This is a genomic window from Chryseobacterium sp. GP-SGM7, assembly GCF_049166575.1.
Classification (GTDB): Bacteria; Bacteroidota; Bacteroidia; order Flavobacteriales; family Weeksellaceae; genus Chryseobacterium.
This window is the reverse complement of sequence record NZ_JBMHFF010000001.1, coordinates 1,788,108-1,802,851: the sequence shown is the minus strand read 5'-3', so window position 1 is coordinate 1,802,851 and position 14,744 is coordinate 1,788,108. Positions and strand designations below refer to the sequence as shown.

Annotated in this window: 13 protein-coding genes; 6 read left to right on the top strand and 7 right to left on the bottom strand. The window is 32.4% G+C overall.

Annotated features, from left to right (window positions below):
- Positions 1-14: 14 nt before the first annotated feature.
- From ACOOWA_RS08070 to ACOOWA_RS08060, 3 genes are all read right to left on the bottom strand, one after another.
- A complete protein-coding gene (locus ACOOWA_RS08070) occupies positions 15-452 on the bottom strand; it encodes a hypothetical protein (protein ID WP_421374427.1) in 438 nt (145 codons plus the stop codon).
- A gap of 112 nt (positions 453-564) precedes the next feature.
- Positions 565-2,754: a DUF2339 domain-containing protein gene (locus ACOOWA_RS08065; protein ID WP_421374426.1), complete on the bottom strand. Its 2,190-nt coding sequence runs from the start codon at positions 2,752-2,754 to the stop codon at positions 565-567.
- 51 nt (positions 2,755-2,805) lie between these two features.
- Positions 2,806-3,225, bottom strand: a complete 420-nt coding sequence (locus ACOOWA_RS08060; RefSeq protein ID WP_421374424.1) for an acyl-CoA thioesterase — start codon at positions 3,223-3,225, stop codon at positions 2,806-2,808.
- 134 nt (positions 3,226-3,359) lie between these two features.
- Here ACOOWA_RS08060 and dnaA point away from each other — a divergent pair, with 134 nt between their 5' ends.
- From dnaA to ACOOWA_RS08040, 4 genes are all read left to right on the top strand, one after another.
- Positions 3,360-4,814 carry a chromosomal replication initiator protein DnaA gene (gene dnaA, locus ACOOWA_RS08055; protein ID WP_267279737.1) on the top strand — a complete coding sequence of 485 codons (1,455 nt, stop codon included), beginning with the start codon at positions 3,360-3,362 and terminating at the stop codon, positions 4,812-4,814.
- 356 nt (positions 4,815-5,170) lie between these two features.
- Positions 5,171-5,644: a low molecular weight protein-tyrosine-phosphatase gene (locus ACOOWA_RS08050; protein ID WP_421374423.1), complete on the top strand. Its 474-nt coding sequence runs from the start codon at positions 5,171-5,173 to the stop codon at positions 5,642-5,644.
- A gap of 15 nt (positions 5,645-5,659) precedes the next feature.
- A complete protein-coding gene (locus ACOOWA_RS08045; RefSeq protein WP_421374422.1) occupies positions 5,660-6,358 on the top strand; it encodes an SAM-dependent methyltransferase in 699 nt (232 codons plus the stop codon).
- Positions 6,359-6,519: 161 nt separating this feature from the next.
- Positions 6,520-6,897, top strand: coding sequence for a hypothetical protein (locus ACOOWA_RS08040; protein ID WP_421374420.1), 378 nt, complete (start codon positions 6,520-6,522; stop codon positions 6,895-6,897).
- Between the two features lie 60 nt (positions 6,898-6,957).
- Here the strand turns inward: ACOOWA_RS08040 and ACOOWA_RS08035 are convergent, their stop codons facing one another.
- Complete coding sequence (locus ACOOWA_RS08035; RefSeq protein WP_421374418.1) at positions 6,958-7,833, bottom strand: DUF4349 domain-containing protein; 876 nt, start codon at positions 7,831-7,833, stop codon at positions 6,958-6,960.
- Between the two features lie 144 nt (positions 7,834-7,977).
- Here ACOOWA_RS08035 and ACOOWA_RS08030 point away from each other — a divergent pair, with 144 nt between their 5' ends.
- Both ACOOWA_RS08030 and ACOOWA_RS08025 read left to right on the top strand, forming a co-directional pair.
- Positions 7,978-9,045, top strand: coding sequence for a DUF2891 domain-containing protein (locus tag ACOOWA_RS08030; RefSeq protein ID WP_421374417.1), 1,068 nt, complete (start codon positions 7,978-7,980; stop codon positions 9,043-9,045).
- Positions 9,046-9,228: 183 nt separating this feature from the next.
- Positions 9,229-11,112, top strand: a complete 1,884-nt coding sequence (locus tag ACOOWA_RS08025) for a PEP/pyruvate-binding domain-containing protein (protein WP_421374416.1) — start codon at positions 9,229-9,231, stop codon at positions 11,110-11,112.
- Positions 11,113-11,241: 129 nt separating this feature from the next.
- Here ACOOWA_RS08025 and ACOOWA_RS08020 read toward each other — a convergent pair whose 3' ends face one another.
- The 3 genes from ACOOWA_RS08020 to ACOOWA_RS08010 all read right to left on the bottom strand — a co-directional run bounded on the left by ACOOWA_RS08020 (position 11,242) and on the right by ACOOWA_RS08010 (position 14,731).
- Complete coding sequence (locus ACOOWA_RS08020) at positions 11,242-11,799, bottom strand: DUF4956 domain-containing protein (protein WP_421374415.1); 558 nt, start codon at positions 11,797-11,799, stop codon at positions 11,242-11,244.
- Between the two features lie 177 nt (positions 11,800-11,976).
- The gene (locus ACOOWA_RS08015; protein WP_421374413.1) at positions 11,977-13,431 is read right to left on the bottom strand and encodes a sigma 54-interacting transcriptional regulator; all 1,455 of its coding nucleotides are present in this window, start codon (positions 13,429-13,431) and stop codon (positions 11,977-11,979) included.
- A gap of 157 nt (positions 13,432-13,588) precedes the next feature.
- Positions 13,589-14,731 carry a vWA domain-containing protein gene (locus ACOOWA_RS08010; RefSeq protein ID WP_421374412.1) on the bottom strand — a complete coding sequence of 381 codons (1,143 nt, stop codon included), beginning with the start codon at positions 14,729-14,731 and terminating at the stop codon, positions 13,589-13,591.
- Positions 14,732-14,744: the final 13 nt, after the last annotated feature.

Sequence of the window (14,744 nt, the reverse complement as noted above, 5' to 3'; positions counted from 1 at the left end):
CCGTTTATATAAATTTATTTTCTTGTTGTTGTTATAAAAACAGATTTTACGCCATTATAATCCTTCACTTCTACATTTTCGGCAATATCTGCGAAGATCTTCATGTCAGTATTTTTAAACTCATAACCTTCAATAATAACCGGTCTGTCTGCGGGTAAATTATTTTGTAAATTATAGTTAGCTAAATTTACATTATCCAGAATACCAGCGTCTTTTTTTAATTTGATTTCAGTAAGTCCCTGATCTGCAATAAAACTAAATTTTTTCAGATTCTGAGGTAAGCTTGTGGAAGTTTTATACAACTCTTTACTTTGTATTGAATTTTTCACATTATCAAATATCGAAACTGTACCTACAATTCCATCCGAAACGGCAAATTTTACAGCTTTGTTTTTCTGAGCAAATACTGTTGCAGAAGTAAAGATCAGTAAAGAATATAGAATTTTTTTCATAATTAGTAATATAAGAGTTAAAAACGCGATAAATATACTTACTTTTTGTAAAATATTAATGAGAATTTAAAATTATTTATCAGAAATTAATAAATAATATATTTCTTAGATCTCAAATGTTTTTTTCTTCATTTTTATCTACTAAATTTTTAAGCATATTTTTAAATTTTTGGAACATAAATGAGCTCAGCAACAAAATAATTCCTAAAATAATAAATGCAATAATTCTCGAAACGTTATCCATTTGCCAAACGTCATAGAAATATAATTTTAAAATAGTAATCCCCAGTAAACTGAAGCCTATTTTGTTGAGTTCAGGAATGTTTTTTTTGAGTCCCGAAAAAATAAATCCACAAGCTAAAACTGCCCAAATAATTGGTAAATACAAAATACTGAAATGTTCTTCAAGCTGGATAAGATTTTCAATAGTTACACGATTTGAGAAAATATAAATTCGGTAAAATTCAAAACTTACAGCAAGAATAATGACGAAAGAAACCATCCAGTAACCGATTTTCTCTTTAAAATATTCTGTTTGCGGAATTATTTTTAAGACTAAATATAAAATTGGCAAAATATAGATCAGATGTACGAAGTAAAAATTTAAACCAATTTTATTTTTAATTATTGCATCAACAATTTGTGAGGAAGAAATATGAGCAATCAATAGAAAAAGCAAACCGTAGATTAAAATATTAACTAAATTTTCTGTTAAGTTTAATTTGTTTTTTACAATTAACAATAAAGTGACAAACGAAATACTGTAAAGAAAGCTATACATGAGAATGATAACAAAATTTTCAGATGAAAGCTGATAAATCAACTCAAATAGACCCGAAAAATAGATAATTCCGAAACAGATCATCTTAAAGATATTTTCAAAAAATTCGGTTTCATTTTTTTCTTTGGAATCTTTTTTTAGGAGAATTAAATTAAAAACAACCGTTGCAATTACAACCATGCTGGTAAGAAATACGGGATTTAAAATGATGATTAAATCTTTATTTCCATTCATATATTCCGTCCAGGTTATTATTTGAGATAAAATCACCAACGGAAAAAGAAAATAGAAAAATATTTTGAAAATAGTATGGTTGGTTTTTTTCCATATATACAATAAAAGAGAGACTTCAATCGCCCAAACGCTCGTAATAAGATGGGTTTTAAACTGTAAAGCTACTGCCAAAGTCAAAAGACTGATACTGATACCTGCGAAAACTGAATAATTTCTTTCGGATTTCTTATTCTGATATTCTCTGAACATAAAAAATGCATTCACCACCGCAAACGTCAGCGGAAAAATACTTAAAGGTTCATATTTTAAAACATTGAATAGGTAAACCAATCCGATAATGCTGGAGAAATTAATCAGAACCAGCATTAAAATATCAAGCTTTGAAAGTTGATTCGTTTTAAAATAATTCGTGAGTGCAAAAGCGTAAAATAAAAGATAAGTAATAATGTAAAAAATGATGCTTGTAAGATCGGTTTTCTCCACCGTCCAGAAATAAAGATAGATTGCCGTGAAAATAAAAGCGACCCAGCCTACACTTTTCCAGCTTTTCAGATAAACGGTGATCAACATTCCGATGTTTAAAAGTGATAAATAAGTAAAAAGAAAAAGATAATTGCTTTGTCCGGTACTGATCATCAACGGAGCTAAAAATCCTCCAAATAAAGAAAATATGATGAGTGTTTCACTATTATACCGGTAAGAAAGAAAAATGGAAAGCAATGTAATTGCACACGTAATTAAAAATGCAATATTTTGTGAAAACAAATGATATTCTCTGAATGCAATTGTGGTTGTAAAATAAAGCACGGCAATTCCGCCACCCGTAATGATTGACGAAAATATGCTGTAATTTTTCCTGATAAAATGCGCCGTGACAATCAAAACAAATCCTGAAAGGTAACCGATACAAGATCTTGCGTTTTCACCAATCCAGTTTTTATCGATGGCATATTTTACAAAATATCCGATTCCTAAAACCAAAGTGAAAATTCCGATTATGGTAAGAATATTTTGCTTTACAAAATCAAAAAGTGGAGTCAGCCAATCTTTTTCGGGCTCTGAATTGTTTTCAATGCTTTCGGAAACCTGTTTCTGAACTTCAATTCTGTCGTTTTGCAGGATTTCAGGTTTATGAGTTTCCGGGAAAGTCTGAAGAGGCTGCTGAATATTTACTTTGTCTTTTGATAAATCAGAAATTTTCCGTTCCAGAATTTGAATTTTTCTGTTCAGATTTTGATAAATTAAAATTATCAGTATGGTTAATACGAAGATAAAAACATAAATCATTCATTTCATTTACACCAAATATAGTGATTTGAAGGAATAAGCCTTAAAAATCTAATAATTTTCTTCCTTCCAGTTTTTTTCAATTAATTTCATTAAAAAATCAGGGCATTTTATAACCTTATTGGTTTCAGCATTTAAAAAGAAAAGAGTAGTGGAAGCTTCAGTTATTTTTACTTGATCTTCGTTGTAAATTTCATATTCAAATTCAATTCTCACGCCCGGAATTTTTCTCATAAAAGTGTGAATTTCTAATTTTTGATCGTATAATGCTGGTTTTAAATACTTAACTTTATAATCAGATACAGGAAGCCAAATCCCCTGCTTTTCAATCTCGTCATAAGAGATTCCGATGCTGCGGAAAAGTTCTACCCGTCCCAATTCAAAATACGTTGCATAATTTCCGTAATATACGTATTTCATCGGGTCTGTCTCTGCATAACGTACTCGTAATGAGTGTTTTGAGTGTATCATTTTTATCTCTTAATTATACATACAAATATATTTTTAAATAATCAATAAATGAATATTTTTTTTTAAAGATAAAAAATGAGACCTTTGTCTTCCTCCGAAAAACGACTAACCAAAGAATTAATCAGGGCATAAAAATGGACGAAAATTTAATGATGATATGGCAGAAATGCCTTCAGTTTATGCGAGACAATCTAAACGCAGCTGAGGACAATTCTGATCTGAAAAAACTTGAAAAATCTTTCGATTTACTATTCGACAAAGTGCAGCCAATTTCATTGGTTGACAATAATCTTACGTTAATGGTTCCTAGTGATTTTTACAAAGAATATATTGAAGATAACTATTTGTCATTGCTTTCTGCTGCCCTAAAGAAAAACATTGGTAAAGGCGTTAAACTTTGGTATTCGGTAATGGAAAATAAGCCAAGCGGTTTAGAAAAACCTGTTACCATGAACATGAAAGGGAAAACTGTTCCCACTCCGAAAGTTCAGGAGACCATGCCACAAGGTTTTTCAGGGAATATTGTAAATCCCTTTGTCGTTCCGGGAATTAAAAAAGTAAATATTGATTCAAACCTGAAAGCTGATTTTTCTTTTGATAACTATGTAGAAGGAGAAAGCAATAAGTTTGCTTCGACGGTTGCAAGATCAATTGCAAAAAGACCGGGAGCAACAGCTTTTAACCCATTATTTTTATATGGAGGTTACGGTGTTGGTAAAACACATCTAGGTCAGGCTGTAGGTTTGGAAGTAAAAAGCCAGTTTCCGGATAAGGTAGTTCTTTACCTATCTTCAGAGAAATTTATCCAGCAGTTTATTTCGTCAGCAAAGGCTCATAAACAGACAGAATTTGCCAATTTTTATCAAATGGTAGATGTTCTGATTATTGATGATATTCAGTTCTTATCTGGTAAATCTGCTACTCAGGATAGTTTCTTCCATATTTTTGATTATTTGCATCAAAACGGAAAGCAGATTATCTTAACTTCAGATAAAGCTCCGGTTGATATTATGGATATTCAGGACAGAATTGTTTCTCGTTTCAAATGGGGACTTTCTGCCGAAATCAAATCTCCGGATCTGAGTACGCGTAAGCAAATTATCGTAGATAAATTAAGCAGAGACGGTATCGTTCTTACTGAAGATATGCTTGATTTCCTTGCTGCAGAAGTAAAAACAAACGTGAGAGAACTTATTGGTGTTATCAATTCCGTGATTGCTTATTCTACGATTTACAAATCAGACTTAAGTCTTGAATTATTAAAGGAAACAATCAGTAAAATTGCTGCCAATCAGAAAAAAGTCATCAATATTCCTTATATTCAGGATGTTGTCTGTGATTATTTCGGAATTAAAAGAGAGCAGCTTTTATCTAAAACCAGAAAAAGAGAAATTGCTCTTCCAAGACAGTTGGCCATGTATTTTGCAAAAGAATTTACCAACGCTACTTTTACCAAAATCGGTGAAGAAATGGGAGGTAAAGATCACTCAACAGTAATGTACGCCTGCGAAACAATTAAAGATGTTTCGAAAATTGATAAAGAAATCAAAAAATACGTAAAAGAATTAACTGAAAAAATAAAACATTAATTCTGTACAAAATATTTATAGAAGGGAGAATAGAATTATTCTCCTTTTTTTATTTAGATTTGTTTTCGAAAGAAATTTTATTAAACTTGTTGTGCGTTTATGGGAAAATATTAAACAAACTGAAAATCAAAAATTTGTATTTCTTTGATAAGCGAAGCGCCCTTGTTTTACTTTATTTCATCATAGTTTTTGAGTTTCTTTTGTTTAACCTTGCGTTTATTTTATCGCAAAGGAAAACAGAGAATTTAAATCAAAAAGTTTTTTTAAGGTAAACAAAGGCGTTTCACTTACTGAAGTAAAAAAAAATTTATAAATGCACAACAGGTTTTATTAATTAAATTATTAAATAAATTGAAATGAAAATCTTAATGGTTTGTCTCGGAAATATTTGTAGAAGTCCTTTAGCTGAGGGAATAATGAGATCAAAACTTCCCGGGAATTTCTTCGTAGATTCTGCCGGAACAATTGATATGCATAAAGGAAATCAACCCGATAAAAGATCAGTAAAAACTGCTTTAAAATACGGAATTGATATTTCAAAACAAGCTTCAAGACCCATTACTAAAGAAGATCTCAATTATTTTGATAAAATCTACTGTATGGATTTGAGTAATTTTAAAAATGTAATTTCTTTGGCTCAAAACGAAGAACAGCGGGGCAAAATTTCACTATTAATGGAAGCTGCAGAATTGAATCACGCTTCAGGAGAAGTTCCCGATCCTTATTGGAACGGAATTGATGGCTTCGAAAAAGTATATCATCAATTGGATGAAGCCTGTGAAAAAATCGCTGAAAAACTTCAACAAGAATTATCTCAAACTCAACATTAACTTCAATCTTAATTTATGCTTTTTTTACTTCCCGCTTATCTTTCAGAAAATACTTCTATCAGCCATTTTTCGCCTGTAATAAAAGATTACATCATGCAGACCGATTATTTTTTTGTTGAAAATGAAAAAACTGCTAGAAAAGTAATTAAATTTTTTGCACCGGAGAAAAAACAATCAGATTTGAAGCTTTTTCTTTTGGATAAATACACAGAAAACGCAGATATTAAAGAGGCGCAAGACAGTATGCTGAACGGTCAGGATTTTGGGTTACTTTCAGAAGCCGGTCTTCCCTGCATTGCAGATCCCGGAAATCTGATTGTAAAATGGTGTCACGAAAAAAACATTAGAGTGATCCCTGTTTCGGGACCTTCATCGATTATTTTAGCTTTAATTTCGAGTGGGTTTAATGGTCAGGAATTTGCTTTCAATGGTTATCTTCCTATAGAAAAGGGTGAGAAGAAAAAGAGAATTCAATATTTAGAGAACGAACTTCAGAAAACGGGTTATTCTCAGATTTTCATGGAGACCCCTTATAGAAATAATGCGCTTTTTGAAGATTTAACTAAATTTCTTTCATCCAATACTAAGCTTTGTATAGCTGCAAATATCAATGATCCTGAACATGAGTTTATTAAGACTTTGAGCATAAAAGACTGGCAGAAACAGAAACCCGAATTGCATAAAATTCCTGCGGTGTTTGTCATAGGTAAATAACTTTTTGATTGTGTTTCTATGATTATTTAAGTCATTAATATTTTATGAAATTTATTACTAAAATTCATACATTACATTATTTTAATATAATTTAACAGCTATTAACAAGTCTTTTGCATCATTCTTGTGAATACATAGACATCACATTAAAACAAAATAATATGTCTGACAAAAAATTAGCAGGACTTTGGATTGATAGTCAAAAAGCTGTTGTTGTAAAAAATCATGATGCGCAGAATGCGTTTAAATTCTTCTTGTGCAGCCCGGTAAAAGCAATTATTCAACATGGTAATTCGAGTGAAAATGCAGGTAACAATGCTGAACAAACCAACAAAACTAAATTTTTTAAAGAAGTTGAACATCTTTTGACAAATTCTCAGGAATTACTGATTACGGGCCCTGGAATCATTCAGGAAGAATTAAAAAAATATCTTCATGACACGGCGCAGTTTAAAGATTTAAAAATTACATTAGAAACTTCTCAGCAAATGTCTGATGAGCAGGTTTTAGAAACTGTAAAATCGCATTTTAATACTTAGATAATTTAATTAACCTAATAAAAATCCGAATATTTTAAATATTCGGATTTTATTTTTGCATTATTTTTTAATACTCCTTTTTCTCCACTTTTTCCAAATCATAATTATGAACGGAATTAATAAAAAAAATGGCCAAAGAGAAATAATACCCAGGAAAAAGGCAACAAAACTATTCCAGCCTTCCGTAAAAGAATCTCCAAAACGACTTCCAAAGCCAATATTTGAAGTTGCTGAACTTCTTACCTTTTCTTTATATAAAACTAAATTCAGAGTGCTGTAATTTACTCGGTCATCAATGAAACGCAGTCGACCTTCAGAAACATCAATTTCATCTTCAAGCTCACGAATGTTTTCCTGAATTTCCAACATATCTTTTGTTGTTTTTGTACTTCGCAACATGTCACGATATTTTTCAAGATAAATTTTCTTGTTTTCTAATTTGATAGAAACGTCAGTATATTCTTCGGTAACATCATCGGACGAAACGTTTTTAGATAAAACAGAGCCAACTCCATCTGAAAAAGAATTGATAAGTGTATCAAAATTCTGATGAGGAACTCTTATCGTTAAATTTAAATTTTCGGAAATATCATTATTGTTAAAACGTTCAGATTGAATGTAAGCTTTGTTTTTCTTTAGAATTTCGCTCACTTGATTCTGTGCTTTTTTAATATCTCCAACCTGAATTTCAATATCTCCGTTTTTAATTACTTTTTTGGAAATGATATTGCCTTTTTGAGACGTTGAATTTTGTTCAGAAATTTCTACTGCTTTATCCTTAAACACAATCGATGCATCGGTTTTATTATCAAATGGGGCTGCTGCATTTTCATCTTCCATTACAGCCATTGCGCTCACAGGTTGGTTTGCAATGGCTTCAGATTTATTGCAACTAAAAAGTATTATACAAAATAAAGGTGAAATTATCTTTTTCATAAATGAATTTTCCAATGAGGTATCAAAAAACGTGCTCGAACTATTATCTGTTGGAAATATCTCAAATATTTTTAAATAATTAATATGATCTAATAATTAACTGTGAATTATTCTGATTCAATTAATAATTAATATTTTTATGGAATGAAAAAAAGTCTTTTAGCATTTGTATTTTCTCCATTTTTGATCTTTGCACAAGAAGTTCCAAAACTGACGGACGAAATGGCAATAAAACTTTCGGAAAAACCGCTTCACTGTATCAATCAGGAATATCCAAACAAAACGGCGCATATTATTAATAATGCAAATGAAGTAATTCTTTCTCCAAAAGACCTTCATCCTAGTTTTTATGGCTGTTTCGATTGGCATTCGTCTGTTCATGGACATTGGATGTTGGTTCGTTTATTAAAAACAAAACCAAATTTATCGGTTGCCAAAGACATCGAAAATATTTTAGACAATTCATTCAAAAAAGAAAATCTTCAGACAGAAGCAGATTATTTTTCAAAATATCAGTTAACAGCAACGTTTGAAAGAACGTACGGTTGGGCCTGGTTACTAAAACTTGATGAAGAATTAACAACCTGGAATCATCCGAAGGCAAAAATCTGGCATGAAAATTTAAAACCTTTAACGGATAAAATTCTTGCTTCCTGGAAAACTTATTTGCCTAAACAAACTTATCCAAACAGAACCGGAGTTCACCCAAACACTGCTTTTGCAATGGTTTTTGCGCTTGATTGGGCAAGAGCAACCGGAGATAAAACTTTTGAAAACGAACTGACTGAAAAGGCAAAATATTTTTATTTAAACAATACAAAAACTCCTGCTTATCTTGAGCCGGATGGTTCAGATTTTTTTTCGCCGAGTCTTGAAATTGCAGATTTAATGCGAAGAATTCTCCCACAAAAGGATTTTGCAAAATGGCTGGATAATTTCTACGAAAAAAGAAGTTTGGAAAATATTAAAAAAATTCCTGTTGTAAGTGATTTGAGTGACTATCAAACGGTACATCTGGTTGGGTTGTCATTCACAAAAGCCTGGTGTATGAAAGGAATTGCAAAATCTCTTCCCGACAATCATCCTTTTAAAAATGAATTTCAAAAAACGGCTGCGATATTTTTAAACAACGGACTTCCTTTGTTGTTTCAGGGGAATTATGGTGGCGACCATTGGTTGGCGAGTTTTGCGGTGTATGCTCTAAAAGATTAATTTTTTTAAATTAAGAGTTTATTTGATACATGATTTTGGAATAAAAATTCAAATTAGATGATTTTTAAACACAATATTTATATTTCAGAATATTAAAGTAAAATTCTGAGCAATCAATCATCTTATCACTATTTGCCACAACCAAGATATTCTCTACATTTGCGGACTAATCTTCACAAAGAAATGAAAAACATACTCTTATTCTTATTTCTAAATATTTCACTTTTCGCATATTCGCAGGACAATTATGTTCATTCTATCAAAAATAAGCAACAGTTTCTGAATCTTACGGGAAAGCCTTTGACGGATAAGTTTACCAATATGAAATCGGTGAAAGTGGTTTATGATTATGGTGCTAAAAAATTATATTTCTTTAACAGCATCAGATACACTTATCATTATGATTTTTGTTTGCAGGTTTTAGGATTCAGCCAGGAAATTGGGGAATTTAATAAGGAGTCTTACAATCCTACCAACAACCGAACATATCTCCTTGCCAACATCAATTATCTTGCAGATTCTGATGATTGGGTGATGGAACTCGCAGCTTCAGATGAGATGAATGCAGGATTGATTAATTTCTTTTACAAAGAAGTCAATAACAATGTGTTTTTTAAAGATAAACTGAAATTTTATCTGAATTCTCCTCATGTGATAGGCTTGAATGCTAAAAATCAACTGAAGATCCCGACTGTTTTTTCTGATTTTATTTTTAAAAGAATTACCGAACAGTCCATTGAGAAAGCTTCCAATGTAGGTATTCTGAAAAAGTACGATTTGCAGAAGAAAGAAGAGTTTAATCCCAAATCAGACGAAATTATCATCATCAACACGACACCCGAATTTATTCCAACCGTTCGTGGAATTATTATTACCGAACTTCAGACTCCTTTGAGTCATTTGGTTTTGCTCGCAAAAAACAGAAATATTCCGGTGTATGTAGATACCAAAGTTTGGGATAAACAATCGGTGAATGCTCTTTTAGGCAAAAAAGTAGAACTGATTACAAAAGAAAATTCCTACTCATTAAAAGCTTCCCAGAAAGCAATTCCAGCTAAAAAAACCGTGAGGGAAATTGTTTTAAAAAGAGATTTATCGGTTAAAAATCTAGTTGATCTGGAAACAACAACTCCTTTAAATATTGTTGATGCTATTGGTTCAAAAGCTACGAATCTTGGACTTTTAAAACAGATTCAGAAGGAAATGAAATCCTATAAAACTCCTGAATATGCTTTTGCAATTCCGTTTTATTATTTTAACCAGCATATTAAAGAGAATCAATTTCAGGATAAAATCAATTTTTTATACGCCATTCCAAAAGATTCTGTAAAACTTCTTGACAGAGAACTGAAAGCTTTCAGGAAGACCGTTAAAAATTCGAAAGTTAATCCGGAACTTTTAAAAATGATCGAAGATAAACTGAATGTTCAGAATGATTTTAAAAATTTCAGATTCCGTTCTTCTAGGAACGCTGAAGATATGGAAGGCTTCAACGGAGCGGGATTGTATGATTCTAAAACTGCGATCATCGGTGATGCTGATAAAACTGTAGAAAAAGCAATTTTAGATGTTTGGTCAAGCTTTTGGAATTTCCGTGCGTTTCAGGAGAGAGATTTATTCGGAATCAATCATGAAAGTTGTGCAATGGGCGTTTTGGTTCACCGTTCTTTTCCTGATGAAAAATCAAACGGAGTTTTAGTTACAAGAAATTTATATCGTGATAAATATGCAGGAATTACCGTAAATGTGCAGTTAGGCGAAGAATCTGTAGTAAAGCCTGAACCAGGTGTGACTTGTGATGAATTTTATTGTCACAATTTTAATTTTCTGGGTTCATTTGTTATAGATTACCGCTCTACATCAAGTCTGAATAAAGGAAAACCTATTCTTACCGAAACCGAAATTAAAAAACTTTTTGATATTTCTCCTGTTTTGGAGCGTAAAATGTATCTGCTTTGGCAGAAAAGAAAAATGGCAAAAAGAAGCTATCCTTTGGATATTGAATTCAAATATTTAGGAGATGAAAAACAACTATATATTAAGCAGGCAAGAGCTTACATGGATTGATTTTTTGTTTAAATTTCTCGCAGATTGAGCAGATTTCGCAGTAAAAATCAGCTTCATCTCCTAAATCTGCGAGAGACTTTTTCTATTAAAATATGTTTTTCATTACTTTAAATCTTTAATGACAAAATTTTAATGCGAAACTTTTAGAATCACAATATTATCATTCAGGTTAATGCTTTTAATATTGTAGCTGAAGTTTTTTAATTTGGTTTTTTCAGTGAGAATTCTTTTTCGTTCTGATTCTTCCAGTTGTAGGAAATCTAATGAAGAAATAACTTCGATCGAACTTTTCTCTGAAACAATTGGTGACTTTTTCTCAAAATAATTTAGGATTAAATAAATTGCAACGATTGTAATATTGATTCCTAAAAGAATTTCAAGATTTTTTATAGGTAAAAGTCCGTCTAAAAGGGAAAGTGTAATCGATACAAACAGGAAAACAATGGTTTGAATCGTAAAAGTTTCCGTTCTGAAACGGAGAATCGAAAAGACCGCAAAAAGCCCGAACCCAACGCCAAGACTGTATTCTGCTTTCGTAAAAACCATACACATAAAAAATGTACAGATACTGATTAATCCCAAAAGCGGATGTAATCGTATGTTACGGTTTCTGTTTGAAAAATAATAAAGAGTAAAAATCGATATGCAAAGTATCGCTAAACGTTCAAAAAGTTCCTGCAGTTCCAAAATTGTGCTTTAAATTTCAACAAATATACAATTTAGAATGAATGGCATGCAGAAATATTTCATTACAAATTGAACAAAAAAAAGATAGCACTCTTACAGAGTGCCACCTTTTAATTTTATTTCTATTCTACACAGATTTCGCTCCTGTGGAGCAATTTTGAATGTATTACCTTTAAATTAGTTTCTAAACATCTGTCTCACATCTGCAGAATCAAAGGTGTAAGTTGCGCTGTTCTCAGATTTATCTAACTTTTTACTGACTGTCAATGCCCATAAAACCAATTCTTTGCAGAAGTTTTTATCCTCCTCATTTAGTTCAGAAGCATTTTCTTCAATTAAAGTTGTTAATGGAGTAACTTTTTCCAACTTGGTGAAAAATTCTTCATCCGTATCAGTATAGTTTAGCTCAAGATGATTTTTATTAAACCATTTGATTAAATCTGTATAAGGTGTTTTAATTCCTTCTTTTTCCAGTTTTGAAACCCGTGGAAAAATACTTTCAAACTGAGTCATTACTGCTTTGTCAATCAGGATTTTTGCTACGTAATCTGCACCTTCCTGTTCTCCTTCATACACCAACTCAATTTTCCCTGTAATCGATGGAATAATCGACATAAAATCAAGCAAGCGAACAGAAGTTTTTTCAGCTCCGGTTTCTATCAAACGTAATTTTGCAGCAGCAACCAGATTTTCCATTGCACTGATTGTCAATCTTGCACTCACTCCGCTTTTCGCATCAACATATTCACTGTCGCGGGCTGCGAAAGCAACTTCTTCCAACAAATCTTTTGCTAAGCCTGGAATTAGAATCTGAGATTGATCTTCAGCAGAAATCATAGCTTCCTGCTCGGTAATTTGTCTTGCCAAAGCAATCGTTTTTGGATAATGCGTGAAAATCTGTGATCCGATTCTGTCTTTCAAAGGCGTAACAATACTTCCACGGTTGGTGTAATCTTCGGGATTTGCTGTAAACACAAACTGAATATCCAAAGGCATTCTCAATTGAAATCCACGAATCTGAATATCACCTTCCTGCAAAATATTAAACAACGAAACCTGAATTCTTGCCTGCAAATCGGGTAATTCATTCAATACAAAAATAGAGCGGTTCGCTCGCGGAATCATTCCGTAATGCAAAACTCGTTCGTCAGAGTAAGGTAATTTTAGAGTCGCTGCTTTAATGGGATCAATATCTCCAATCAAATCCGCAACATTCACGTCAGGAGTTGCCAGTTTTTCAAAAAACCTTTCAGAACGGTGAACCCACGAAATCGGAGTCTCATCACCCAATTCGGCAATTAAATCTCTTGCATATTTTGAAATCGGCTGAAAAGGACTGTCATTGATTTCAGAACCTTTTACAATCGGCATATATTCATCTAAAAGATTCACCATGCTTCTTGCGATTCTGGTTTTTGCCTGTCCGCGCAAACCTAAAAGATTAATGTGGTGGCCTGCCAAAATTGCTTTTTTCAATTGTGGAACCACAGAATCTTCGTAACCCCACAATCCTTCAAATACAGGTTCTTTCGCTTTAATCTTTGTGATTAAGTTTGCCTGAATTTCCTGACTGATCGTTTTATCGGTATATCCTGAATTTTTTAAATCTTTAAATGTTGTATCGTTTTTCATTTTTGTAATGATGTTGTTATTAATGGTTGGGTGTTGGATGAGGGAAGTTGGAAGTTAAACTAATTAAGAAAGCAAACGATGACTTTATTATAAAATTTTACCAAATATTGAACTGTAAACTTTACAAAACCCAACATCCAACTTCCATCATCCAGCTTTATATTCTCTTAATTCTATTCTTCTCGTAATCTTCAAAAATCATTTGGCCCAAGCCTGAAAGTCCTGTTAAGAAAGCTTTTCCTTTATTTTGAGCGGTGAACGCATTCACAAACTGACGCAGATAAGGATCCTGTGCAATCATAAAAGTTGTGATTGGAATTTTTAGTTTTCTTGCCTGCGCTGCTTTATTAAGACATTCGGAAACAATTTTTTCATCCAGACCAACGCTGTTCATGTAGTACTCACCATTTGGAAGCTTAAGACAGCTTGGTTTTCCATCGGTAATCATGAAAATTTGTTTGTTTGTATTTCTTTTTCTACGGAGAATGTCCATCGCCAATTCTAATCCTGCAACGGTATTGGTGTGATAAGGACCGACTTGTAGATAAGGCAAATCCTTCACTTTAATCGGCCACGCTTCGTTCCCGAAAACAATGATGTCAATGGAGTCTTTGGGATATTTTCTTTTGATTAATTCTACTAAAGCCATTGCTACTTTTTTGGCAGGTGTAATTCGATCTTCACCATATAAAATCATGGAGTGACTAATGTCGATCATTAAAACCGTGCTCATCTGAGCTTTGTGTTTGGTTTCTTCTACGATGAGGTCATCTTCGGTCATTCGAAGATCAGAAATTCCGTTGTTAATTTGGGCATTTTTCAAACTTTCGGTCATATTTACGGTAGATAAATCATCTCCGTATTGAAAGTTTCGGTTTTCACCATCACGCTCGTCACCAACTCCGGATTTATTGGTTCTGTGATTTCCGATTCCGCTCTTTTTCAGCTTGCCAAAAATCTGGTCTAAAGCATATTCACGCAAAGCAGCTTCCAGTTTTGCGGTTAAAATATTTTTACCTTTTCCATTTCCGGAATTTCCATCATCAGAATCATCTTCTTTTTTAATGTAGCCTCGCTTTCTTAGATCTTCTTCAAAATCTTCGAGTGTGTATTCATCGGTGAAAATATCGTATTCTTTGTCCAGCATATCAAGCCACTCAAAAGCCTCTTCAATGTCTCCTGAAGTATGCGTTAAAAGATCTTTGAAAACATCGAAAACCCTGTCAAAATGTGAAATTTCCTCTGGAATGTGTTTGCTGAAAGTAAATCCTTGTTGAAAATTAAATTGTTTATCTGTCATGAGATGAATCTCG

What these genes read in the sequence shown, in the direction of transcription:
- ACOOWA_RS08045 (WP_421374422.1), top strand. Translation starts at nt 5,660, where the DNA reads ATGCTTTTTTTACTTCCCGCTTATCTTTCAGAAAATACTTCTATCAGC.
- ACOOWA_RS08015 (WP_421374413.1), bottom strand. Translation starts at nt 13,431, where the DNA reads ATGAAAAACGATACAACATTTAAAGATTTAAAAAATTCAGGATATACC.
- ACOOWA_RS08035 (WP_421374418.1), bottom strand. Translation starts at nt 7,833, where the DNA reads ATGAAAAAGATAATTTCACCTTTATTTTGTATAATACTTTTTAGTTGC.
- ACOOWA_RS08050 (WP_421374423.1), top strand. Translation starts at nt 5,171, where the DNA reads ATGAAAATCTTAATGGTTTGTCTCGGAAATATTTGTAGAAGTCCTTTA.
- ACOOWA_RS08070 (WP_421374427.1), bottom strand. Translation starts at nt 452, where the DNA reads ATGAAAAAAATTCTATATTCTTTACTGATCTTTACTTCTGCAACAGTA.
- ACOOWA_RS08030 (WP_421374417.1), top strand. Translation starts at nt 7,978, where the DNA reads ATGAAAAAAAGTCTTTTAGCATTTGTATTTTCTCCATTTTTGATCTTT.
- ACOOWA_RS08010 (WP_421374412.1), bottom strand. Translation starts at nt 14,731, where the DNA reads ATGACAGATAAACAATTTAATTTTCAACAAGGATTTACTTTCAGCAAA.
- ACOOWA_RS08040 (WP_421374420.1), top strand. Translation starts at nt 6,520, where the DNA reads ATGTCTGACAAAAAATTAGCAGGACTTTGGATTGATAGTCAAAAAGCT.
- ACOOWA_RS08060 (WP_421374424.1), bottom strand. Translation starts at nt 3,225, where the DNA reads ATGATACACTCAAAACACTCATTACGAGTACGTTATGCAGAGACAGAC.
- ACOOWA_RS08025 (WP_421374416.1), top strand. Translation starts at nt 9,229, where the DNA reads ATGAAAAACATACTCTTATTCTTATTTCTAAATATTTCACTTTTCGCA.
- dnaA (WP_267279737.1), top strand. Translation starts at nt 3,360, where the DNA reads ATGGACGAAAATTTAATGATGATATGGCAGAAATGCCTTCAGTTTATG.
- ACOOWA_RS08065 (WP_421374426.1), bottom strand. Translation starts at nt 2,754, where the DNA reads ATGATTTATGTTTTTATCTTCGTATTAACCATACTGATAATTTTAATT.